This is a genomic window from Microbacterium sp. MYb45 (assembly GCF_002979655.1).
GTDB lineage: Bacteria > Actinomycetota > Actinomycetes > Actinomycetales > Microbacteriaceae > Microbacterium.
This window is the reverse complement of record NZ_PCPG01000001.1, coordinates 1,081,148-1,104,105: the sequence shown is the minus strand read 5'-3', so window position 1 is coordinate 1,104,105 and position 22,958 is coordinate 1,081,148. Positions and strand designations below refer to the sequence as shown.

The window sequence follows — 22,958 nt, the reverse complement described above, 5'->3', positions numbered from 1 at the left end:
TTGCGTGCGCGAACGCAGTTTCCGGCCTACGCTGGGTGAGGAAGGAGGATGCCGTGGAAGAAGATCTGCTCATGGTTCGCGTCGCCGAGCTCTACTACGACGAGGACAAGACCCAGGACGAGATCGGCGGGCTCCTCAAGATCTCCCGCTGGAAGGTCGGCCGACTTCTGGTCCAGGCCAAGGACCGCGGCATCGTGCGCATCGAGATCGTGCACCCGCGTGCCCGTCGGCTCGGTCTGGAGCGGATGCTGGTGGAGCGGTTCGGCCTCACCGATGCCGTCGTCGTGCCCGCGCCGGACGGCGACGACGGGACGCTCGAGCGCGTCGCGCAGGCTGCCGCCGACTTCCTTACCGCGCTGCGTCCGGTTCCGCGCACCCTCGGCGTGAGCTGGGGGCGTACGCTCCGTGCCGTCGCTGAAGCCCTCCCCGACGGATGGGCCAACGGCGTCACCGTCGTGCAGCTCAACGGCGGCGTCAGCCTGAACCGCCGCTCCGGCGGTGCGGCCGGGCTGGCCGTGACGATCGCCCAGCGCGCCTCCGGGCAGGTGTCGCTGCTGCCGAGCCCGGCGATCCTCGAGCGCGTGGAGACCAAACAGGCCATCGAGTCCGACCGCACGGTCGCGGCGGTTCTCGAAGAAGCTGCCGAGGCGCAGGCGTTCCTGTTCACCGCGGGACCTTGCGATGCCTCGTCCGCCCACGTCGAGAACGGCTACCTCACGGGCGAAGAGGTCGAGGAGCTGGCGCGGCGCGGCGCGGTCGGCGACGTTCTCGGCCGCTACGTCGATGCCGAGGGCAACATCGTCGACTCGCAGCTCGATGCCCGGACGGTCGGCGTGTCGCTCGACCGGCTGCGCGGAGCCGCCCACGCGATCTTCGTCACGGCGGGCCCCGCCAAGCACGACATCGCACGTACGGTCGTGACCAGTGGCCTGTGCGGCGTACTGGTGACCGATGAGACCACAGCACGAGCATTGTTGGAGGAACAGTGACGACCACAGAAATCAGCCGCAGGACGGCGGTGGATGTCCTCGGCGGTGAGCCGGACGATGCCACCCTCCGTCGCTTCCTGCACGGGCTCCCCGGCGTCGACGCGGTCGGCCTGGAGCAGCGCGCTGCGGGCCTCGGCACCCGCTCCATCAAGACCACGTCGAAGGCCTGGGCCCTCGACACCATCATCAAGCTGATCGACCTCACCACACTCGAGGGTGCGGACACTCCTGGCAAGGTGCGATCGCTCGTCGCGAAGGCGAAGAATCCGGACGCCGCCGACCCCTCGACCCCTCGGGTCGCGGCCGTGTGCGTGTACGGCGACATGGTGGGCGACGCGGTCACCGCCCTGGGCGGCCTGCACGGCGACCCCGACGACGGTCTGATCTCGGTCGCGGCAGTGGCCACGGCGTTCCCGAGCGGCCGTGCGTCGCTCGCGATCAAGCTCGCCGACACCGCCGAGGCGGTCGCCGCGGGCGCAGACGAGATCGACATGGTCATCGATCGGGGAGCCTTCCTCTCCGGGCGCTACGGCCTCGTGTTCGATCAGATTGCCCAGGTGAAGGAAGCCTGCCGCCGCGAAGACGGTTCGTCCGCCTCCCTCAAGGTGATCCTCGAGACCGGTGAACTGAACACCTACGACAACATCAAGCGTGCCTCCTGGCTCGGCATCCTGGCGGGAGGCGACTTCATCAAGACGTCGACCGGAAAAGTGCAGCCGGCGGCGACCCTGCCGACCACGCTGCTGATGCTCGAGACGGTCCGCGACTGGCACCGCGGCACGGGTGAGAAGATCGGCGTGAAGCCGGCCGGCGGCATCCGCTCCTCGAAGGACGCGGTGAAGTACCTCGTCACGGTGGCCGAGACCGTGGGGGAGGAGTGGCTGCAGCCGCACCTGTTCCGCTTCGGTGCGTCCAGCCTTCTCAACGATGTGCTCCTGCAGCGTCAGAAGCTCAGCTCCGGCCACTACTCGGGCCCCGACTACGTCACGATCGACTGACGGGAAGACGAACATGTCATTTCTGGAATACGCTCCCGCACCGGAGTCCACTGCGGTCCTGAACCTCAAGAACAGCTACGGGCTGTTCATCGACGGCGAGTTCGTCGACGGGTCGGGCACGCCCTTCAACACCATCTCCCCGGCGACCGAGAAGCACATCGCGGAGATCGCCTCCGCGAGTGACGACGACGTGGACCGTGCGGTCAAGGCGGCGCGTCGCGCCTACGAGAAGACCTGGTCGCGGATGAGCGGCCGCGACCGCGGCAAGTACCTCTTCCGCATCGCCCGCCTCGTGCAGGAGCGTGCTCGCGAGCTCGCCGTCGCGGAGAGCCTCGACAACGGCAAGCCGATCAAGGAGAGTCGCGACGTCGACGTGCCGCTCGTCGCCTCCTGGTTCTTTTACTACGCGGGCTGGGCGGACAAGCTCGATCACGCCGGGCTCGGCGCGAACCCCCGCGCTCTCGGCGTCGCCGGACAGATCATCCCCTGGAACTTCCCGCTGCTCATGCTCGCGTGGAAGATCGCGCCCGCTCTCGCCGCCGGGAACACGGTCGTGCTCAAGCCCGCCGAGACCACGCCGCTGACGGCGCTGATCTTCGCCGAGATCCTGCAGCAGGCCGACCTTCCGGCCGGTGTCGTGAACATCGTCACCGGAGCGGGAGCCACGGGCTCGACGCTCGTGCGTCACCCCGATGTGGACAAGGTTGCCTTCACGGGTTCGACCGGTGTCGGTCGCGACATCGCGCGCGCGGTGGCCGGTACCAAGAAGAAGGTGACCCTCGAACTCGGCGGCAAGGCCGCGAACATCGTGTTCGACGATGCTCCGATCGACCAGGCCGTCGAGGGTATCGTCAACGGCATCTTCTTCAACCAGGGCCACGTCTGCTGCGCAGGGAGCCGCCTGCTGGTGCAGGAGTCGATCCACGATGAGGTCGTCGACCGGCTTAAGGCGCGCCTGTCGACTCTGCGCCTCGGCGACCCGCTCGACAAGAACACCGACATCGGTGCGATCAACTCCGCCGCCCAGCTGGCCCGCATCCGCGAGCTGAGTGACATCGGCGAGGCCGAAGGTGCGGAGCGCTGGACGGCCGACTGCGCGATCCCCGAGCAGGGGTTCTGGTTCGCTCCGACCATCTTCACCGGAGTCGAGGCGTCGCACCGCATCGCGCGTGACGAGGTCTTCGGTCCCGTGCTCTCGGTGCTCACCTTCCGCACACCGGCCGAGGCCGTGGCGAAGGCGAACAACACGCCCTACGGGCTGTCGGCGGGCATCTGGTCCGACAAGGGATCCCGCATCCTCGCGGTGGCCGACCGGCTCCGCGCCGGGGTGATCTGGGCCAACACGTTCAACCGCTTCGATCCGTCGAGCCCGTTCGGCGGTTACAAGGAGTCCGGATACGGCCGCGAGGGCGGACGTCAGGGTCTCACCGCCTACCTCAAGGGAGCTGCAGCATGAGCAAGCGTCTGACCGTCCCGAAGACGTACAAGCTCGCGATCGGCGGGGCTTTCCCGCGCAGCGAGTCAGGTCGCACGTACGAGGTGCTCTCGCCCAAGGGTGAATTCCTCGCCAATGCCGCGAAGGGTTCCCGCAAGGATGCCCGTGACGCCGTGGTGGCCGCGCGCGCCGCGGTCAAGGGCTGGTCCGGGGCGACCGCCTACAACCGCGGCCAGGTGCTCTACCGCGTCGCCGAGGTGCTCGAGGGGCGGCGCGCGCAGTTCATCGACGAGATCGTCGCCCAGCAGGGGCTCTCGTCCTCCGCTGCGGCCACGCAGGTGGACGAGGCCATCGATCTCTGGGTCTGGTACGCCGGGTGGTGCGACAAGTACGCCCAGGTCGCGGGTAACGCGAACCCGGTCTCGGGCCCGTACTTCAACATCTCGGTTCCGGAGCCGACGGGCGTCGTCGCGATCATCGCGCCGCAGGATTCCGCGCTGCTGGGGCTGGTCTCGGTCGTCGCTCCGGCGCTCGTGGCGGGCAACACGGTCGTGGTGGTGGCCAGCGAACGGCATCCGCTCTCGTCCATCAGCCTCGCCGAGGTCCTGGCCACGAGTGACGTGCCGGGCGGCGTCGTCAACGTGCTGACGGGTTCGCCTGCGGAGGTCGCCCCGTGGCTGGCGTCGCACCAGGATGTGAACGCCCTCGACCTCGCGGGTGCCGGCGACCTCGACTGGGTCGACATGCAGATCGCGGCCGCCGACACCCTCAAGCGTGTGCTCACTCCGGGTGAGGTCGTCGCCTCTCCCGAGCGGATCGGCGTCTTCACCGAGGTGAAGACGGTCTGGCACACCAAGAGCATGGTCTGACGCGGCTCTGCAGATCTCGTGAGGGGTCGGGAATCGCCGCCTCGGAACCGGGGATAGCGGCGGTTCCTGACTCCTCACGTGTCGCGACCCGATGCCGAGTACGGTCCAATGCGGCCCAGTGTCGTATGCAGCGGTTAGGCTCGAAGGACGATCTCTGATCCCCCATAGGAGGACGCGCATGGCCCGCATCGGTGAAAGCGCTGACCTGTTCAAATGCTCATTCTGCGGAAAGAGTCAGAAGCAGGTCCAGCAGCTGATCGCCGGACCCGGCGTGTACATCTGCGACGAGTGCGTCGAGCTCTGCAACGAGATCATCGAAGAGCGGATGGCCGAGTCCTCCGGCGACGGTGTCGCGGAGTTCGAGCTGCCCAAGCCGCGTGAGATCTTCTCGTTCCTCGAGGAGTACGTCGTCGGTCAGGAGCCCGCCAAGCGCGCTCTCTCCGTCGCCGTCTACAACCACTACAAGCGCGTTCGTGCACTCGGCACTCTGCAGTCCGCCGAGCAGCGGGCCGAAGAGGTCGAGATCGCGAAGAGCAACATCCTGCTCATCGGTCCGACGGGCTGCGGCAAGACCTACCTCGCGCAGACGCTCGCCAAGCGCCTGAACGTGCCCTTCGCCGTGGCCGACGCCACCGCGCTCACCGAGGCAGGGTACGTCGGCGAAGACGTCGAGAACATCCTGCTCAAGCTCATCCAGGCCGCCGACTACGACGTCAAGCGCGCTGAGCAGGGCATCATCTACATCGACGAGGTCGACAAGATCGCCCGCAAGGCCGAGAACCCGTCGATCACCCGTGACGTCTCGGGTGAGGGCGTGCAGCAGGCGCTCCTGAAGATCATCGAGGGCACGGTCGCGTCGGTTCCGCCGCAGGGTGGCCGCAAGCACCCGCACCAGGAGTTCCTGCAGATCGACACCTCGAACGTGCTGTTCATCGTCGCCGGGGCTTTCGCCGGGCTCGAGGACATCGTGTCCGCACGTGTCGGCAAGCACGGGATCGGCTTCGGTGCGCCGCTGCACGACAAGGGCAAGGACCTCGACCTGTTCAGCGAGGTGCTCCCCGAAGACCTGCACAAGTTCGGCCTGATCCCCGAGTTCATCGGCCGTCTTCCCGTCGTCACGTCGGTCTCGCCGCTCGATCAGGCCGCGCTGATCGACATCCTGACCGGCCCGCGCAACGCGCTGGTGAAGCAATATCAGCGCATGTTCGAGATCGACGGCGTGCAGCTCGAGTTCGAAGAAGACGCGCTGCGTTCGATCGCCGACCTCGCCGTCGAGCGCAAGACCGGTGCCCGTGGGCTCCGCGCCATCCTCGAAGACGTCCTCGGGCCGATCATGTTCGAGATCCCCTCGGCAGAAGACGTCGCCAAGGTCATCGTGACCCGCGCGGCCGTCGACGAAGGCGCGCCGCCCACCATCGTGATGGAGCGCAAGCGCAAGAGCGCGTGACCTCGATCAGGCCAGCGGCAAGATGAGGTCGGTGCGCAGCTCTGCCGGCGTTGTGCTCGGATCGGACACGTACACCTCGATCCAGACACTTCCGGTACGGAATCCCTGCGCTCCGGCGCGTTCGACGAGACCCGCCCACCCGGCACCGAGTTCCTCGTAGGAGCCGAACACGGTCGTCGCGACAGCGGGCCCCGACGGCAGGGCCGAGCCGATGATGACACTCCCGCTCGCCGTGGGGATCGGATTCTCCGGCGGGGAGACCACGGGGTAGCCGAGTTCGAGATCGAAGACGTCCATCGGGTCGCCGTGGTAGATCGCGAGCGCGGGGCCGGCCGGGGTCAGCACGTCGCCGGCGAACGTCAGGGCGATCGCCGAGTAGCCCGCGTCGAACGCGTCGGAAAGGTCGGCGATGCGGATGCCGTTGTGACGGATCACCGCGAGCGGAACGGCGTCGAGGTCCAGACGGTCAGCCGGGCCGAACGGTGCGTCGGGGAATGCGTTCATGCCCTCAGGGTCTCACGACTCAGCCGCCGAGACCACGGCGCTTCAACAGCGGCTCGATCTCGGCGTCGCGACCCCGGAAGTCGCGGTACGCCTCCAGGGGGTCCTTCGAACCGCCGACCCCGAGCAAGCGCCCGCGGAACCGGTCACCGTTGGCGCGGGTGAGCCCGCCGTTCTCCCGGAACCAGTCGACCGTGTCGGCGTCGAGCACCTCGCTCCAGATGTAGGAGTAGTAGCCCGCGCTGTACCCGCCGGAGAAGACGTGCGCGAAGTATGTGGACGAGTAGCGGGTGGGGACAGCCGGGTCGTCGAGGCCGATGTCGGCGAGGGCGGCGGCCTCGAACGCGGCGACGTCGCCGATCTCCGCGTCGACGCCCACGCGGTGCCACGCCTGGTCCAGCCATGCGGCGGCCAGGTACTCGCTCGTCGCGTGGCCTTGATCGAACGTCTCGGTCGCGCGCAGACGCTCGACGATGGCGGGGTCGAGGGGTGCGCCGGTCTCGTGGTGTCGGGCATAGTTGTCGAGGACCTCCGGCCAGAGGATCCACATCTCGTTCACCTGGCTCGGGAACTCGACGAAGTCGCGGAACACGTTCGTCCCGGCGAAGTGCGGGTAGGTCACCGTCGCGAAGAGTCCGTGGAGGGCATGTCCGAACTCGTGGAACAGCGTGGTGACTTCGTCGAGAGTCAACAGTGTGGGCTCGCCGTCGCCGGGCAGCGGCACGTTGAGGTTGTTGACGACGACCGGTGCGGTGCCGCGCAGGCGGGACTGACTCACGATCGCGTTCATCCACGCCCCTCCGCGCTTCGAATCGCGCGTGTACAGGTCGAGGACGTACAGGCCGACGGGAGTTCCGTCGTCGTTGCGCACCTCGAACACGCGAGTCCCGGGGTGGTAAGCCACCAGGTCCTCGCGCTCCGCGAACGTCACACCGTACAGCTGCGTCGCGGCGAAGAAGACTCCGTCCTGCAGCACGCGCTCCGCCTCGAACCAGGGGCGCAGGGCGCTGGAGTCGATGTCGTACCGCGCCGTGCGCTCCCGTTCGGTGTAGTACGCCCAGTCGTGGGCCTCCACGGCGAACGGCGTGGATTCGGTCTCGTCGACGATCGCCTGCAGAGCGGTGTGCTCGGCCGTCGCATTACGTGCGGAGGGCGCGGCGAGCCGACGCAGCATCTGCTCGACGGCATCGGGAGTCCCGGCCGTCTCGTCGGCGGTGACGTACGCCGCGTGCGACTCGTACCCGAGCAGAGCCGCACGCTCCGCCCGCAGCCGCACGATCTCGAGGAGGACCGGGCGGTTGTCGTTCGCGTTGTCGCGGGATCCGCGCGCGAGAGAGGCGGCCATGATGCGCCGTCGCGACTCCCGCACTCGCAGCTGGGCCAGGGCGGGGTGTCCCGTGAACAGCGGCAGCGTGATGAGCAGCTTGCCGTCGAGCCCGCGGTCCGTCGCGGCACGCGCCGCGGCCGAAAGCTCTCCGGTGCTCAGACCATCGAGCTCCGCGGGGGTGTCGAACACGACGGCGAGGTCGTTCGTGTCGTTCAGCAGGTTGCGCTCGAACGTGTTCGTGAGTGTCGAGAGCTTCTGGTTCAGCGCCGTCAGCTGTTCTTTGGCCTGGTCGTCGAGGCCGGCACCCGCGTGCGTCATCTCGCGGTGGTGGCGCTCCACCAGGTAGCGCTGCTCGGCGTCGAGACCGAGAGCATCCCGCTGCTCGAACACCTGCTGCACGCGCCAGTACAGCTGCGCGTCGAGGGTGATCGCGTCCTGGTGGGCGGCCATGAGGGGTGCGAGCTGCTCGTCGATCTCCTGGATCTCCGGCGTCGCATCCGCGGAGCTGACCGTGTAGAAGGCGTGCGCGACCCGGTCGAGCAGCTCGCCCGAGCGTTCGAGCGTCTCGAGGGTATTCTCGAAGGTCGGCATCGATCGCACCATCGTGATGCGGGCGACCTCGCGGAGTTGCTCCTCGAACCCGGCCTGGAATGCCGGGAGATAGTGCTCGGGCCGGATCGCGGGGTAATCGGGGAGCCCGAAGGGGAGAGTCGACGGCTGGAGGAGCGGATTCGTGGCGTCGGTCATCTTCCGAGCCTATCCACCGAGGTTATCAGAGCTCAGGAATCGTCAGGAGAGTCTTGCAAAGAAACACTTGCAAAGAAAGCTTTGCAAAGGTATCTTTGCATACATGACGAACGGGACGCAGGTACGGACGCTCGATGCCGGGGCACTCAAGGCGCTCGCGCACCCGCTGCGGGTGAAGATCTTCGACCTGCTCGCGGCTCGCGGCCCGCAGACCGCCAGTTCGCTGGCGGCCCTCGTGGGGGAGACCTCCGGATCCACGAGCTACCACCTTCGCGCACTCGCCGCGCACGACCTCATCCGCGAGGTCGAGGGGCGAGGCACCGCCCGCGAGCGGTGGTGGGAACGGCCGAAGGGACGGATCGACGTTCCCGGTCCCGACGAGATGACCTCGCCCGCCAATCGCGCGGCGGCCCAGATCGTCAACTCGGAGTTCTTCCGTCTTCGTCACGAGACCCTCATGGCCTACGTCAATCGCCCTCAGGCGGACGTGCCGGAGGAGTGGCGCGACACCGGCGTCATCATGACCACGCACCTGGATCTGACGCCGGAGCAGGCGGTGTCGCTCCGCGATGAGCTCGAGGCGATTGTCGAGGGCGCGATCGAGCGCTACCGGGGTCAGACCGGCCCGGACGTGCGGCGGGTGTCGCTGCGAACCGAGCTCTTCGACCTGTCGACACCGTCGACCGCGTCATCCGCACCCGCCACCGACTCGGAGGAGGAATCATGACCACCGCAACGCTTCACCTGATGGCTCCGACCCACACCGAGGCTCGGCTGCTTCGGCTGGCCGAGACTCTCACCGCATGGGTCGCTCGCCGCGTCGCCCGCCGGGCCGAGCGGCACGCGCGCGTTCTCGACAGACTGCGGCAGCAGCAGACACCGACACAGGATCCGCAGTCGTTGACCCGCGCGCTCGCGCAGCTCGACATCCCACGGTTCTGAACGAGCCCGAAGTCTCTCCGTGCGGGCGGGCTCAGTCCGTGAAGGGGCGGGCGACGACCTCGCCGGATGCGGCCTGGAAGACCTCCCAGCCGGCGTCGAGCTCCGCGATGGCGCGGCCCTCGAGCCAGGTGAGGGTCCAGTGGCCGGTGAGGCCCTTCGCCTCCACCGCGGCGATCGCGGGACGCAGCGATGCGGGGACCGAGGCCGGTGCCTCGGATCCGGCCGCCCATCGAGTGCCGAGCTGCATCAGGAACCCTCGACCGGTGCGAGATCGATCGCGGTGACCGCGAACTCCTCGGCCTCGCTGAACTCGAGCTCGGCGATGCGGCCGACGGCGCGGAGGTCATCGGCGGCGGCACGGAGCGCCTCGAGCTTCGCAGCCGGAGCGGCGATCGCGGCGCGCGAGACCGGAGTCTTCTGTGACGCCTTCGCCTCGGTCTTCGCCCGACGGATGCCGATCAGCGCCTCACTCGCGGCAGCGAGGACGGCCGGGTCGCCGTCGATGCCGAGCGGCGTGGGCCACTCCGCCGTGTGCACGGACCCTTCCTCGAACCACGACCACGATTCCTCGGTGGCGAAGGACAGCACCGGCGCCAGCAGGCGGAGGAGCGTCGAGAGGGCCAGGCGCAGCGAGAGCGCGGCGGAAGCCTGACCCACGTCGGCCTGGTTGTAGGCGCGCTCCTTCACGAGCTCGAGGTAGTCGTCGCAGAAGGTCCAGAAGAACGCCTCGGTCAGTTCGAGCGCGCGGGCGGCGTCGTAGCGATCGAACGCCTTGGTCACCTCGGTCACCACACCGTCGAGGGCGGTCAGCATCGATGCATCCAGGGCATGCGTCACCTGCGCGCCCTCGGGCACGGGGAACGACAGCACGAACTTGGCCGCGTTCAGCACCTTGATGGCGAGGCGACGGCCGATCTTCACCTGCGTCGGGTTCTGCGGGTCGAACGCCGCATCCATGCCGAGTCGGCTCGATGCCGCCCAGTAGCGCACCGCGTCTGAGCCGTGAGCTTCGAGCACATCGGCCGGGGTGACGACGTTGCCCTTGGACTTCGACATCTTCTTGCGGTCGGGGTCGACGATGAAGCCGGAGATCGCGGCGTTACGCCACGGGGTCCGGTCGTCTTCGAGAGTGGAGCGCAGCATGGTCGAGAACAGCCACGTGCGGATGATGTCCTGACCCTGCGGGCGCAGGTCGAACGGCGCGGTGAGGTTCCAGAGTTCCTCGTCGCGCTGCCAGCCACCCGCGAGCTGCGGCGTGAGGGACGACGTCGCCCAGGTGTCGAGGATGTCGGCCTCGGCGTCGAACCCGCCGGCCACGCCGCGCTGGTCCTCGGTGTATCCGGCGGGGACATCGGTCGTCGGGTCGATCGGGAGCGTCGCCGCGTCGGGGGCGAGCACACGGTCGTAGTCGCGCTCGCCGTTCTCGTCGAGCGCGTACCAGAGCGGGATCGGCACTCCGAAGAACCGCTGGCGCGACACCAGCCAGTCGCCGGTGAGGCCGCCGACCCAGTTCTCGTAGCGCACGCGCATGAACTCCGGGTGCCAGGCGAGCTCCTGACCGTGGGCGATGAGCGTGTCGCGCAGTTCGCCGTCGCGGGCGCCGTTGCGGATGTACCACTGGCGGGTCGACACGATCTCGAGCGGACGGTCGCCCTTCTCGAAGAACTTCACCGCGTGGTTGAACGGCTTGCCGACGGCCGTCATGTCGCCGGTCTCCTGCAGCTTCTCGACGATCGCCTTGCGCGCGCTGAACACGGTCTTGCCCGCGAGCTCCTCGGCGTACCAGGAGACCGCCTCCGGGTTCTCGACGGACGAGGGCGCCTCGGGGAGGAAGCGTCCGTCGAGGCCGATCGTGGTCATGTTCGGCAGGGGCTCGTTCTCGGTGGTGCGCAGCTCTCGCCACCACACGATGTCGGTCACGTCGCCGAAGGTGCAGACCATCGCCGCTCCCGTGCCCTTGTCGGGCTGGGCGAGGTGGTGTCCGTGGATCTCGATCTCGGCGCCGAAGAACGGCGTCTTCACCTTCCTCCCGATGAGGTGCTTGTGCGGACCCTCCGGGTGCGTCACGAGGGCGATGCATGCGGGGAGCAGCTCCGGTCGCGTGGTGTCGATCGCGATCGATCCCGAGCCGTCCGCGAAGGGGAATTCGATCGTGTGGTACGCGGCCTGCTGGTCGCGGTCCTCGAGCTCTGCCTGCGCGATGGCGGAGCGGAAGTCGATGTCCCACAGGGTCGGTGCGAGTGCCTGGTAGGCCTCGCCGCGCTCGATGTTGCGCAGGAATGCGAGCTGGCTCTGGCGGATCGTGTCGTCCGAGATCGTGCGGTAGGTCTGGGTCCAGTCCACGCTCAGTCCGAGCTGACGGAACAGCGCCTCGAACTGCTTCTCGTCCTCGATGGTGAGGCGCTCGCAGAGCTCGATGAAGTTGCGGCGGCTGATCGGCTGCTGGTCGGCCGCGCGGCTCGACTTGTTGTCGCCGCCCTCGAACGGGGGCGTGAAGTCGGCGTCGTAGGGGAGCGAGGGATCGCAGCGCACGCCGTAGTAGTTCTGTACGCGGCGCTCCGTGGGAAGGCCGTTGTCGTCCCAGCCCATCGGGTAGAACACGGTCTTGCCGCGCATGCGCTCGTAGCGGGCCTTCACGTCGGTGTGCGTGTACGAGAACACGTGCCCGATGTGCAGGCTTCCGGATGCCGTCGGCGGCGGGGTGTCGATCGAGTACACGCCCTCACGGCCGGCCTGTGCCGCGCGCAGACGGTCGAACAGGTAGGTGCCCTGCTCCGCCCAGGCGGCGTCCCACTTCGCCTCGAGACCTTCGAGTACGGGCTTGTCGGGAATCCCGGTGGGAATCGATTCGGAAGCAGGCATGGGGTCTCCTCGAGCGATGTATGCGGCACTGTGTGAGCGTGCCTGAGTGTGGGGTGTGCGGACCAGTCTACCGAGCGAGCGGAAGGCCGGCTGGACACGGCGGAGTCGCCCGGCGCGGCGCGGATGTTCGCACCTCCGCCCCTGGAAGGATCGGAGCATGACACCGCTGTCGTCCGCCTCCTCCCGTCCCCGCCTCGCCGACCTCGGCGTCCCGTCGGGGGCGTTCGCGCGCGGTGCGGAGAACGCGATCACCGATGTCGGCGGTGTCCGGGTCGGGCACGCCACGCTGCACGGCGATGGTCTCCACACCGGGGTCACCGCGATCGTGCCCGATGCCCTGACCGGGGAGCGCCGCAGCCTCCCCGCGAACCTCTCGGTCGGCAACGGCTACGGCAAGCTCGTCGGTGCCACGCAGCTCCGCGAGCTCGGCGCACTGGAGACCCCGATCCTCCTCACCTCGACCCTGTCGGTCTTCCGCGTCGCCGACGCGCTGCTCGGACACCTGCTGGCGACCCCGTCCCACGCGCGGACGATGACGCTGAACCCGGTCGTGGGTGAGACGAACGACGGCTTCCTCTCCGACATCCGGCGCCGGGCCGTCGGCGAGGAGCAGGTGGTCCAGGCGTTGGAGGCGGCGGCCGCCGGCCCCGTCGTGGAGGGGTGCGTCGGGGCCGGTGCGGGGACGGTCGCGCTCGGCTACAAGGGCGGCATCGGCACGTCGTCCCGACTCGTCGACGTCGCCGGACGGATGCGCACGGTCGGTGCCCTGGTGCAGACCAACTTCAGTGGGACGTTGCGGATCGCGGGAGTACCGCTTCCCGCGGAGGAGCTGCTGGCCGAGGCCGCAGCTCAACCCGTCGGCAACTCGTGCATGATCGTCGTCGCGACGGATGCGCCCGTCGACGGACGCCAGCTCGGGCGGGTGGCCGCCCGTGCGGTGTTCGCGATGCGGGGCGTCGGCGCCGACTACGCGCAGGGCAGCGGCGACTACGCGATCGCGTTCTCGGTGCACGATCCGGCGCTCGGAGGGCCGGTGGCGGACGACCTGCTGTCGCCGCTGTTCGCCGCCACGATGGATGCCGTGGAGGAGGCCCTGATCAACTCCGTGCTCGCCGCCGAGACGACCGTCGGCCCCGATGGTCGGACCGCGCGTGCGGTGCCCATCGACGAGGTCCGGGCGCGTCTCGCCCGCGCCGGGGCCGTCTGACCCGCGTGCACAGCCGTGGACTCACCCGGCGAGCGCGCTGCGGATGCCCTCGCCGATCGTGCGCATCGCGGCCAGCACCGGTCCGCGCCCGTCCGCGCCGCGGTCCCAGTTCGCCAGCACCGCATAGGCGATCCGGCGATCCGGCGACATCACGATGCCCGTGTCGGCGCGCACCCGGGAGATCGTGCCGGTCTTGTTGAGCAGCCAGATGCCGCGGTCGAAGCCCCAGTGTGCGAGCGGGTCGAGGTCGAAGGCGGACGCGACCATCGACAGGTCCATGCCCGCGCCGAGCCAGCGTCGGAAGGTGTCGGCCGATGCCGGGGTCAGGTCGGTCCCGTCGGCGAGACGCGTCATGAATCGCACCAGTTCGGTGGCGCTCGCATGCGACAGCGTCGTCGGAGCGCCGGGCGGGATCGGCCATCGCACGATGTCGTCCAGCGCGGAGGAGGTGTAGCCGAGGGCGCGCGTGTGCTCCTGGACCACGGGGATCCCGATCACCCGGCCCAGGGTGTTCGTCGCGGCGTTGTCGCTGACCGCGCCGATGAGGGCGGCCACGTCGTGGAGCGACAGCTCCGCCGCTTGCAGCAGGTACCAGAGCCCGGAGTCGTCGATGGACTCCACGGGGCGGCGCGTCACGCGCTCTTCCAGGCTCCGCGTCCCGGCATCGACCTCGGTGAGCAGCCGATGAAGCAGGAAGATCTTGCCGACGCTCGCGGTATCGAGCGCCGCCTCGGGCTCATGCTGCAGCAGCACCTCGCCGGTGTCGATGTCCTTCACCAGGATGGACCACACCGCGCCGTGATCCGCAGGCAGTTCCGCGCCGATGACGCTCATGCGAGCCCCGTCTCGTCACGCGCGAGCCCGGTGACATGCAGTCGGATCCGCTCTCCGATGTCTCTCATACCGTCGATGACGGGCGCGCGCAGATCGGTCGGACTCTGCTTCCAGTTCGCGGCCACCGCGTAGGCGACGGTCGCGACGGGGCCGCGGAGCAGGCCGGTGTCGACGCGGGCGAATCCGACGCTGCCGGTCTTGTGCCGCAGGACCATGCCCTGGTACTCGGCGTCCACGTGGGCGAGCGGGTCGAGCAGGAAGGCATCGGCGGTCATGGACGTGTCGGTGTCGGCGGCCAGCCAGTCGAGCACGCGTGCGCTCACCGCGGGGGAGAAGGCCTCACCGGCACCGAGGCGGCGCATCAGGTCGGCCAGTTCCGCCGCGGTGCCGTACGACGGTGTCCAGGGCAGGTCGGGCGTGCGCTCGTTGCGGATGTAGTCGTGCAGCGAGGTCTGCGTGTATCCGAGGGCCGGCGCGACGGCGCGCACGGACTCGAGGCCGCACAGGTGGATGAGGGCGTTCGTGGCGAGGTTGTCGCTCACCGCGCCGACGAGGAGGGCGGCGTCGTGCACGCCGATACCCTGATTGCGCATCCGGTAGAGCAGACCGGAGTCCTCCACGCGGTGCCCCTCCGGGATGGCGACCGGCTGATCCGGATCGAGCGTGCCGTCTTCGAGTCGGCGCGCGACTTCGAGCAGGAGGAAGATCTTGCCGATGCTGGCGGTCTCGCACTGCACGTGTGGGTCGTGCTCGGCGAGGGTGGCGCCGCTGTCGGCGTCGATCATCCGCACCGACCAGGTGATACGGGGATCGAGGGTCGGCACGGCGATCATCCGGGCACTCCCACCGTGAGTCGCGGCTCGTCCGTCATCGCGTCGAGGACGCCGTCGACGCCGAGGGGGATCGTCAGGGCGTGCGGGTCGTGCCCGAAGCCCTGCTCCCACAGCACGGGCACGCCGGTGTCCTGGAACTCGTCGCGCATGAGGGCGTGCACGAGCTCGAGGTCGCCGCATTCGTGCCAGGAGCCCAGCACGATCCCGTTCGCCTGCGCGAGTCGCCCCGCCCTCCGCAGCTGCGTCACGAAGCTGTCCAGCCGGTAGGGCTCCTCGGTGATGTCCTCGAGGAAAAGGATGCCGGGAGCCGGCACGGCAGCCTCGGGGGCGCCGAGCCCGGCGGCGAGCAGGCTGAGATTGCCGCCGGTGAAACGCCCGACCGCGCGCCCCGGTGTCATCACCTCGGTCTTCGGGCCGATCAGCTCGCGTCCGCGCCAGGGCTCGAACAACCACCGCTGCACGTCGGCGCGCACCTGTTCCGAGTCGCGGAAGACGTTGTTGCCCGCCATCGGGCAGAACAGCGTCGCCTGGTCCAGGTGCGCGCGCATGGTCTCGTGCAGCGCGGTGATGTCGGAGGAGCCGGTGAGGAGCTTCGGGCGACCGTCGCGCCGCAGCGCTCCGCGGCGCATCTCCGCCCAGTCGATGCCGTCGAGCAGTCGCAGTGCCCCGTACCCGCCCCGGGCGGCCACGACGGCATCCACGTCCGGGTCCATCCACGCATCGACGAGATCCGAGCGGCGCACATCGTCGGGACCGGCGAGGTACGACGCGCGCGGGTGCGGGGTGAGCACGTGGTCGCCCACCCGCACCCGCAGACCCCATGACTCGTAGTAGTCGACCGCGCGCTGCGTGTTCTCCTCGTTCCCCGGCCCGGACGGCGAGACGATCGCCACGGTGTCTCCGGGCTGCAGCGGGGCGGAGTCGAGGTAAGGAGAGGTCGTGCGGGTCATGCCGGCTGCTCCTCGATGCGCGGTGCTGCGGAGAGCAGATGCCGGGTGTACTCGTGCTGTGGATTCAACAGGACCTCCTCGGTCGTGCCCCGTTCGACGATCTCCCCGCGGTACATCACGGCGACGCTGTGGGCGATGTTCCAGGCGAGACCCAAATCGTGCGTGATGACGAGCGCGGAGAGTCCGAGCCGCCGGCGCAGGTCGAGCAGCAGGCCGAGGATCTCTCCCCGCACCGAGGCGTCGAGCGAAGCGACGGGTTCGTCGGCGATGAGCATCTGCGGCTGCACGGCGAGGGCACCGGCGATCACCACGCGCTGGCGCTGCCCGCCGCTGAGCTCCTGCGGGATGGCGCTGAAGAACCTCTCCGGCGGCGTCATCTCGGCATCAGTGAGGCTCTGGGCCACGCGCTCGCGTTCGTCGCCTGTGAAGCGCTGCACCCGTAGACCTTCGGCGACCGACTCGTACACGCTGTGCTTCGGGTTCAGCGCGGCCCAGGGGTCCTGGAGCACGAGCTGCACCTGGGAGCGGAAGTGCGCGAGGTCGCGGCCCTTCGTGGGCATCTCCGCGCCGTCGAAGAGGATCCGGGAGCCGGGGTCGGCGGGCTGCAGGCCCATGAGCGCCCTGGCGAGTGTCGACTTCCCTGAACCGGATTGTCCGACGAGCGCGACGATCTCGCCTCGACGCACGGTGAGGTCGACGTCGCGCACGGCGTGCACCGGCCGACTACCCGATCGATAAGTGACGTTGACCCCGCGGGCCTCCAGCAGCACCTCGTCGCCATGGGCGATGTCCGGCACCTCGTCGGCGTCCTGCCCGTGCCGGGTCACCGGCGCCAGGCGGGAGGCCGGGTCGCCGATGGTGGGGAAGGCGTCGGCCAGCTGCCGGGTGTAGTCCTGCGTCGGACGCGTGCAGACGGCGTAGCTCTCACCGACCTCGACGAGTTCGCCGTCGCGCATGATGGCGATGCGCTGGCACGCCGTCGCGAGGACCGACAGGTCGTGGCTGATCATCAGCATCGAGATGCCGCGCTCGGAGACGAGCCGCGAGATCATGTCGAGGATCTGCTTCTGCACGATGACATCGAGAGCGGTCGTCGGCTCATCGGCGATGATGACCTCGGGGTCGCACGCCAGGGCCATCGCGATCATCACCCGCTGCTTCTGGCCGCCGGAGAGTTCGTGCGGGTACGACTCGGACTTCTGCTGCGGGAGGTCGACGACATCCAGCAGCTCCGCCATGCGCTGCTTGCGGCCCTTCTCGCTCTTCCAGCGATCCGACGCGTGCAGCTCCAGGGCCTCGAGCAGCTGCCAGCCCACGGTCCGTACCGGGTTCAGCGAGTGCATCGCCCCCTGGAACACGATGGAGGTCTGCGCCCAGCGCACCGCGCGGAGCTGGCCGAAGGAGAGCTCCGCGACGTCCTGGTCGCCCAGGAGCACGCGGCCGCTCAGGCGTGCGTTGTGGGGCAGCAGGCGCAGCACGCTCATCGCCAGGGTCGATTTACCGGACCCCGACTCCCCGGCGATGCCGAGCGTCTGGCCCGCCGGCAGCGTCAGTGAGACGTTGCGGACGGCGGCGACCTCGTCCCGCCCGGCGCGCCCGGCGGTGCGGTAGGTGATCGAGACGTCGTCGAAGATCAGATCGGGCATGTCATCGGCTCCTCAGCGTCGGGTTCGTGATGTTCTCGACGGCGCGGCCCATCAGGGTGAACGACAGCACCACCAGGACGATCGCGATACCGGGCACGAGCACGTACCACCAGTAGCCGCTGGTCGCCGCGGACACGTCCATCGCGTTCTTCAGGATCGAGCCCCAGGACTGCAGCGTGGTGTCGCCGAGCCCGAGGAACGCCAGCGTGGACTCGGAGATGATCGCCGAACCCACTGTGAGCGTGGTGTTGGCGAGCACCAGAGGCAGCACGCCGGGGAGGAGGTGCTTGATGATGATGTGCCAGTGGCCGGCGCCGAGGGCCCGCGAGCGCTCGATGTAGTCGCGCGATTCGATCGACAGGGTCTGCGCCCGCACCACGCGCGCCGTGCCCGCCCAGGAGGTGAGCCCGATCGCGATGATGATCGTCCAGACACCGCGGCTGAGCACCGAGGAGAGCACGATCGCGAGGATGAGCGAGGGCAGCACGAGGAAGAAGTCGATGATGCGCATCATCAGGCCGCCGAAGAAGCCGGTGAAGTGACCGGCGGAGAGCCCGACCAGTGTGCCGATGACCATCGACATGGCGGTGGCCGCGAGTCCGACCAGAAGGGAGACGCGCGCCCCCCACACCATGCGGACCCAGATCTCGCGGCCCTGTTGATCGGTGCCGAGCGGGTGCTGCCACGAGGGCGGCGCGAACCGCTCCGGGTCGACGAGCTTGGTGACGTCGAGCATGCTCGAGGGTGCGATCACCGGTGCCAGGATCGCCACTGCCGCGACGATGACCAGGAAGATCAGACCGACCATGCCCGCGCGGTGGTGCGTGAACTGGCGGCAGAAGTCGGCGAACGCCGCCCCACGGCGGTGCCAGGCGAGCGCGCGGGGCGAGCGGATGGAAGTGGATGCCGTGCTCATGCGCGCCTCACCCTCGGGTCGAGCTGACGGTAGATGAGGTCCGCGATGAGGTTCATCACGATGATGATCGTGGAGAACACCACGAAGGTGCCCTGCAGGAGGGGCAGGTCGGGACCGGAGATGGCCTCGAAGGTGAGCTTGCCCAGTCCGGGCCACGAGAACACGGTCTCCACCGTCACCGCCCCGGCGATCAGCCCGCCGATGTGCATGAAGACGAGGGTGACGGTCGGGAGCAGGGCGTTGGGGACGGCGTGGCGGCGGCGCACGAGGTCTTCCCGTAGTCCCTTCGCGCGCGCGGTCGTGAGATAGTCGGCGCCCATCTCCTCCAGGAGCGAGCTGCGCATCACCATCAGGTACTGCGCATAGACGACGGCGACCATCGTGATCACGGGCAGGACCATGTGCGAGATCACGTCGAGGACGGCGCCGACGGGATCGGTGGGCGGGTTGGGGGAGACCATCCCGCCGGTGGGGAACCAGTGCAGCGTGCCGCCGAAGATCATCAGCAGCAGCAGGGCGAGCCAGAACGTCGGGACCGACCAGAACACCAGCGAGGTGCCCGAGACGATGCGGTCGAAGGTGGAGCCGTGCTTCCACGCGGCCTTCTGCCCGAGCCACAGGCCGAGGGCGATGGCGATGATCGCCGCGGTGCCGGTGAGGAGGATCGTGTTCCAGAAATACATGCCGATGAGTTCGGAGACCGAGGTGCGGTACACGTAGCTCGTGCCGAAGTTCAGCGTGAAGACGTTGCCGAGGTAGTCGAAGAACTGCTGCCACAGGGGCTTGTTCAGGCCGAGCTGCTCGCGCAGCTGCGCCACCTGTTCGGCGCTCATGCCGCGCTCGCGCGCGATCGATGCGACCGGGTCTCCGGGCAGGATCTTGAAGGCGAAGAATCCGAGGAGGATGACCATCGCCATGCTGATGGCCGCGCCGCCCAGCTTGACCAGGAAGTAGCGGAGGCCGCCGAGACCTCTCGGCTGCTCCTCGGCTGCGGCGCTGGTGGCGATGGCGGATGTGGATGGGGGAACCGCGTTCGACATGAAGTCTCCTTACAGCGGACCGGGAGACGCCGCGGGGGCGGATGCCCGCCGCCCGCGGCGTCTCGCTGGAGTCATTCGACGTCGGCGATGTTGCGACGACGGATCAGGAAGAAGACCAGTCCTCCGATGAGGACCACTCCCACCACGATGCCTCCGATGATGAGTCCGGTGTTCGTGCCGGTGCCGCTGGCGGTCGCGCCCTCGACGGGTTCTACCGTGAGGTAGCCCCAGTAGCCGGCCTGGTTCGCGATGATGCCGCCGTCCTTGGGCTGCAGGGTGAAGCCGGTGAAGCGGTCGGAGCGGTAGGCCTCGAGCGAGTTGGCGTACCAGGTGGCGACCTGCGCCGTGTCGGTGTAGTTCAGTGCCAGCATGTCGTGCACGATCTCCTGGCGCTTCTCCTCGTCGGTCTCCGAGCGCTGCTGGGCGTACAGCTCGTCGAACTCGGGGTTGCAGTAGCCGTCCTGCGTGGTGCCGCCGGTGCCGTCTGTCGCCGTGGGCAGGTTCATGCAGGTGTTGATGCCGAGCTGGTAGTCGGGGTCGGGGTTGACGGACCATCCGCTGAAGTACAGGTCGTAGTCGCCGGACGTGGCCTTCGCGCTGATGGTGTCCGAGTCGGTCGACTCGACCGCGATCTCGATCCCGATGTCCTTCATCCACGGGACGAAGAACTCGGCGATGGACTGCTCGTTCGAGTCGTCGGCGTCCGTCAGCAGGCGCAGGCTCAGACGCTGTCCGTCCTTCTCCCTGATGCCGTCGGCAGCGGGCACCCAGCCCGCGTCGTCGAGCTTCGCCTTCGCTGCGTCGGGGTCGAATCCGACGATCACCTCGTCGTCGTCCGAGAGGTGCCACTTCGGGAAGGACGCGGGGATGAAGCTGGTGGCCTGCACGCCCTCGCCGGAGAGCACCTTGTCGAGCAGCGTCTCCGTGTCGGTGCCGAGGCGGATCGCCTGTCGGACCTCGAGGTCCTTCAGCGCCGCGTTACCGGTGCCGTAGGGCACGTTCTCGCGGGTCTGCTGGCCCAGGTTGATGCTGATCGAGTGATAGCGGCGGCCGATCCCGGAATGGGTCGTGATGCCCTCGACGCCGTCGAGCGCCTCGAACTGCGTCGGGGTGAGGCCCGAGACGAGGTCGACGTCGCCGGCCTTCAGCGCCTGCACCTGGGCGTCCGAGTTGGTGTAGTACACGTACTGGATCGCGTCGATCTTGGGGGCACCACGCCAGAAGTTCTTGTTCGCCTTGAGCACGATCGACTGGTTGGCCGAGTAGCTGTCCAGGACGAAGGGGCCGGAGCCGACCACCTCGGAGTCGTTCGCGAACGTGGTCGGGTCGTCGACCGCCTCCCAGATGTGCTGCGGGACGATCGGGATCTCGGAGCCGGGGTTGGGTGCCTGCGGCGTCTTGAGCGAGATCACCACGGTCTTGTCGTCGGGGGTCTCGACCGAGTCGAAGTTGGAGACGAGGTTGCCGTTCGCGGTCCCGAGGGCCGGCACGGTCATCATCTGGTCGTAGGTGTACTTCACATCGGCCGAGGTGATCGGCTCGCCGTCCGACCAGGTGAGATCGTCCTGCAGGGTGAAGGTCCAGGTCTGGCCGCCGTCGCTGGCCTCCCAGGAGTCGGCGAGGCCCTTGGTGGGGGAACCGTCCTCGGCGTCGTTCTGCACGAGGGACTCGTACACGTAGCGGATGATGTTCGTCGGCGTCAGGTAGATCGAGATGAACGGGTTGAACGTGTCGACGAAGCCGGACGTCGCGATGCGCAACGTGGTCTCGGAGGCGGGGGATTCGGTCGCGGCACTCACGGACTGCGCCTGAGCGGCACCGGCGGGAGCAGCGATGAGGAGCGCGGAGGCGATCGCAGCGGCGGTCAGACTTCGTGCTGTTCTGGAGCGGGGGGCAAGACGCATAGAAGAAGTCCCTTCGGGCACCGCCCGGATCCACGATGAAGCCGGGTCGGTGGAGACCATGCAAGCGGAAGTCTGCCTCCGGGTCAAGGGATTCGTTGCGTATCGTCGAAGATTTTTCGCTAGTCGGCATCTGGGCGCAGGTTGCTTTCCGGGTGTAACAGCCCGGAAACATGCGGATGCAAGGATGCGCCCCACGCGAAGGGAGTTCGAAGATGCGGTATTTCCGTCCTGAGATCCGGAACGTATCCCTCGGATCAGCGTGATCAGGGCGCAAACGGGAATCGTATCCTCACTCCGCGGGCAGGGTGAGCACGGCACGCAGGAGTGCGATGCGCTCGCCGAGGGAGGAGCGCAGGAAGTGCTCGTCCTCCGCATGCGCGCCGCCTCCGCGGGGTCCGAATCCGTCGACCGTCGGCAGCCCGAGGGCGCCCAGCAGATTGGTGTCGCCCGCGCCGGCCGCCGGACGCGCCTCGATGCGCTGTCCGATGCCGGCGGCGGACCGTTCGATGGCCGCCACCAGCGCGGCGTCCTGCGCGGAGGCGACCCAGGCAGGGCGGGCGCTCAGGGTCTCGACGACGATCTCCGCACCGGCGCGGACGGGCCGCAGTGCGGCGAGTGCCCGCATCACCCGCTCCTCGGTGACCGGATCGGTGAAGCGGAGACCGATCTCCGCCTCTGCCCGTGCGGGGATCACGTTGGCGCGGGCGCCACCGGAGATCGTCCCCACATTGCAGAGCACGGGTCCCGGCAAGGCGGGATCCGCGACGATCTCTCGCACCCGCATCAACTGATCGACGAGCTCGTCCACGGCGGAGATGCCGTGCTCGGGGTCGAGGGCGGCGTGTGCGGCGCGCCCGGTGACCGCGATCCTGACCCGTGCGCTCCCGCGCCTGCCGACCTTGAGGGCGCCGTCCGGATGTGGCGACTCGAATCCGATGGCCGCGACAGCTCCGCGTGCGCGTTCGGCGAGCAGGGGACCCGACTCGGGCGAGCCGACCTCCTCGTCGGCGACCAGGACGATGCGCACGGCTCTGCGGCGTTCGCGCGGGAGCGGCTGAAGTCGCCGCAGGGCTTCGAGCATGACCACGATCCCGGCCTTCATGTCGTAGGCGCCGGGCCCGCGCACGACGTCGCCCTGCTGAGACCAGGGCAGCGCGCCGTCGAGGGTGCCCTCCGGCCACACGGTGTCGGTGTGACCGATCAGGAGGTACGGATCGCCGGCTCCGGCGACGTCGATGACGAGATCCGTTCCCGCGGCGGTCGGCTCCTGGCGGACCTCCCCGCCGACGCCCTCGAACCATCCGGTGAGGAGATCGGCGATGCTGCGGCTCGCCACGGCATCGCGGGTGGGCGACTCGCGGGTCACAAGTTCGCGCACGAGTGCGATGATGTCGTCTGAAGGGTGGTCCGCTCCGGGAGCTGCCGGGAAAGTGGTCACAGTTACGAACCGTATCTGCCTCTTGATTGAGGTGCAAGCCGCCGATAACATCGCTCCCAGCTGCATCACTCGT

The 22,958-nt window shown here is 68.7% G+C and carries 20 protein-coding genes; 8 read left to right on the top strand and 12 right to left on the bottom strand.

Annotated features, from left to right (window positions below):
• Window positions 1-53 precede the first annotated feature (53 nt).
• The 5 genes from CQ034_RS05275 to clpX all read left to right on the top strand — a co-directional run bounded on the left by CQ034_RS05275 (window position 54) and on the right by clpX (window position 5,738).
• Entirely contained in the window at window positions 54-989 is a 936-nt protein-coding gene (locus CQ034_RS05275) for a sugar-binding transcriptional regulator (RefSeq protein WP_029261628.1), read from the top strand.
• Window positions 986-1,987 carry a deoxyribose-phosphate aldolase gene (gene deoC, locus CQ034_RS05270; protein ID WP_029261629.1) on the top strand — a complete coding sequence of 334 codons (1,002 nt, stop codon included), beginning with the start codon at window positions 986-988 and terminating at the stop codon, window positions 1,985-1,987. The genes CQ034_RS05275 and deoC overlap by 4 nt, the downstream gene beginning before the upstream one ends.
• Before the next feature lie 13 nt (window positions 1,988-2,000).
• The gene (locus CQ034_RS05265) at window positions 2,001-3,443 is read left to right on the top strand and encodes an aldehyde dehydrogenase family protein (RefSeq protein ID WP_105710153.1); all 1,443 of its coding nucleotides are present in this window, start codon (window positions 2,001-2,003) and stop codon (window positions 3,441-3,443) included.
• Window positions 3,440-4,291, top strand: coding sequence for an aldehyde dehydrogenase family protein (locus CQ034_RS05260; RefSeq protein ID WP_105710152.1), 852 nt, complete (start codon window positions 3,440-3,442; stop codon window positions 4,289-4,291). The genes CQ034_RS05265 and CQ034_RS05260 overlap by 4 nt, the downstream gene beginning before the upstream one ends.
• A 178-nt stretch (window positions 4,292-4,469) precedes the next feature.
• A complete protein-coding gene (clpX, locus tag CQ034_RS05255) occupies window positions 4,470-5,738 on the top strand; it encodes an ATP-dependent Clp protease ATP-binding subunit ClpX (protein ID WP_029261632.1) in 1,269 nt (422 codons plus the stop codon).
• A 6-nt stretch (window positions 5,739-5,744) separates the two neighbouring features.
• On the opposite strand, the gene CQ034_RS05250 is transcribed toward clpX, so the two are convergent.
• Window positions 5,745-6,242 carry a GyrI-like domain-containing protein gene (locus CQ034_RS05250; RefSeq protein WP_105710151.1) on the bottom strand — a complete coding sequence of 166 codons (498 nt, stop codon included), beginning with the start codon at window positions 6,240-6,242 and terminating at the stop codon, window positions 5,745-5,747.
• Between the two features lie 19 nt (window positions 6,243-6,261).
• On the bottom strand, window positions 6,262-8,313 hold the full coding sequence (locus CQ034_RS05245; RefSeq protein WP_105710150.1) for a M3 family metallopeptidase: 2,052 nt from the start codon (window positions 8,311-8,313) through the stop codon (window positions 6,262-6,264).
• Window positions 8,314-8,416: 103 nt separating this feature from the next.
• Between CQ034_RS05245 and CQ034_RS05240 the strand changes: the two genes are divergently transcribed.
• Together CQ034_RS05240 and CQ034_RS05235 are read left to right on the top strand one after the other, a co-directional pair.
• On the top strand, window positions 8,417-9,040 hold the full coding sequence (locus CQ034_RS05240) for a transcriptional regulator (protein WP_105710149.1): 624 nt from the start codon (window positions 8,417-8,419) through the stop codon (window positions 9,038-9,040).
• Window positions 9,037-9,255, top strand: a complete 219-nt coding sequence (locus CQ034_RS05235; RefSeq protein ID WP_029261636.1) for a hypothetical protein — start codon at window positions 9,037-9,039, stop codon at window positions 9,253-9,255. Before CQ034_RS05240 ends, CQ034_RS05235 begins: the two co-directional genes overlap by 4 nt.
• Before the next feature lie 31 nt (window positions 9,256-9,286).
• On the opposite strand, the gene CQ034_RS05230 is transcribed toward CQ034_RS05235, so the two are convergent.
• Both CQ034_RS05230 and valS read right to left on the bottom strand, forming a co-directional pair.
• A complete protein-coding gene (locus CQ034_RS05230; RefSeq protein ID WP_105710148.1) occupies window positions 9,287-9,502 on the bottom strand; it encodes a hypothetical protein in 216 nt (71 codons plus the stop codon).
• Window positions 9,502-12,117 carry a valine--tRNA ligase gene (valS, locus tag CQ034_RS05225; RefSeq protein WP_105710147.1) on the bottom strand — a complete coding sequence of 872 codons (2,616 nt, stop codon included), beginning with the start codon at window positions 12,115-12,117 and terminating at the stop codon, window positions 9,502-9,504. The genes CQ034_RS05230 and valS overlap by 1 nt, the downstream gene beginning before the upstream one ends.
• A 157-nt stretch (window positions 12,118-12,274) precedes the next feature.
• On the opposite strand from valS, the gene CQ034_RS05220 reads away from it, so the two are divergent.
• Window positions 12,275-13,324 carry a P1 family peptidase gene (locus tag CQ034_RS05220; RefSeq protein WP_105710146.1) on the top strand — a complete coding sequence of 350 codons (1,050 nt, stop codon included), beginning with the start codon at window positions 12,275-12,277 and terminating at the stop codon, window positions 13,322-13,324.
• A gap of 21 nt (window positions 13,325-13,345) precedes the next feature.
• Here the strand turns inward: CQ034_RS05220 and CQ034_RS05215 are convergent, their stop codons facing one another.
• The 8 genes from CQ034_RS05215 to CQ034_RS05180 all read right to left on the bottom strand — a co-directional run bounded on the left by CQ034_RS05215 (window position 13,346) and on the right by CQ034_RS05180 (window position 22,885).
• Window positions 13,346-14,158, bottom strand: a complete 813-nt coding sequence (locus CQ034_RS05215) for a serine hydrolase (RefSeq protein WP_105710145.1) — start codon at window positions 14,156-14,158, stop codon at window positions 13,346-13,348.
• Window positions 14,155-14,991 carry a serine hydrolase gene (locus CQ034_RS05210; RefSeq protein WP_105710144.1) on the bottom strand — a complete coding sequence of 279 codons (837 nt, stop codon included), beginning with the start codon at window positions 14,989-14,991 and terminating at the stop codon, window positions 14,155-14,157. Before CQ034_RS05210 ends, CQ034_RS05215 begins: the two co-directional genes overlap by 4 nt.
• Window positions 14,988-15,941: an LD-carboxypeptidase gene (locus tag CQ034_RS05205; RefSeq protein WP_105710143.1), complete on the bottom strand. Its 954-nt coding sequence runs from the start codon at window positions 15,939-15,941 to the stop codon at window positions 14,988-14,990. Before CQ034_RS05205 ends, CQ034_RS05210 begins: the two co-directional genes overlap by 4 nt.
• Window positions 15,938-17,587, bottom strand: coding sequence for an ABC transporter ATP-binding protein (locus tag CQ034_RS05200; RefSeq protein WP_105710142.1), 1,650 nt, complete (start codon window positions 17,585-17,587; stop codon window positions 15,938-15,940). The genes CQ034_RS05205 and CQ034_RS05200 overlap by 4 nt, the downstream gene beginning before the upstream one ends.
• Before the next feature lies 1 nt (window position 17,588).
• Window positions 17,589-18,503 carry an ABC transporter permease gene (locus CQ034_RS05195; RefSeq protein ID WP_091037101.1) on the bottom strand — a complete coding sequence of 305 codons (915 nt, stop codon included), beginning with the start codon at window positions 18,501-18,503 and terminating at the stop codon, window positions 17,589-17,591.
• Window positions 18,500-19,543, bottom strand: a complete 1,044-nt coding sequence (locus CQ034_RS05190) for an ABC transporter permease (RefSeq protein WP_105710141.1) — start codon at window positions 19,541-19,543, stop codon at window positions 18,500-18,502. Before CQ034_RS05190 ends, CQ034_RS05195 begins: the two co-directional genes overlap by 4 nt.
• Before the next feature lie 71 nt (window positions 19,544-19,614).
• Window positions 19,615-21,447 (bottom strand): ABC transporter substrate-binding protein, encoded by a 1,833-nt coding sequence (locus tag CQ034_RS05185; RefSeq protein ID WP_105710140.1) that lies wholly within the window; start codon window positions 21,445-21,447, stop codon window positions 19,615-19,617.
• Window positions 21,448-21,736: 289 nt separating this feature from the next.
• Complete coding sequence (locus CQ034_RS05180; protein ID WP_105710139.1) at window positions 21,737-22,885, bottom strand: M20/M25/M40 family metallo-hydrolase; 1,149 nt, start codon at window positions 22,883-22,885, stop codon at window positions 21,737-21,739.
• Window positions 22,886-22,958 lie beyond the last annotated feature (73 nt).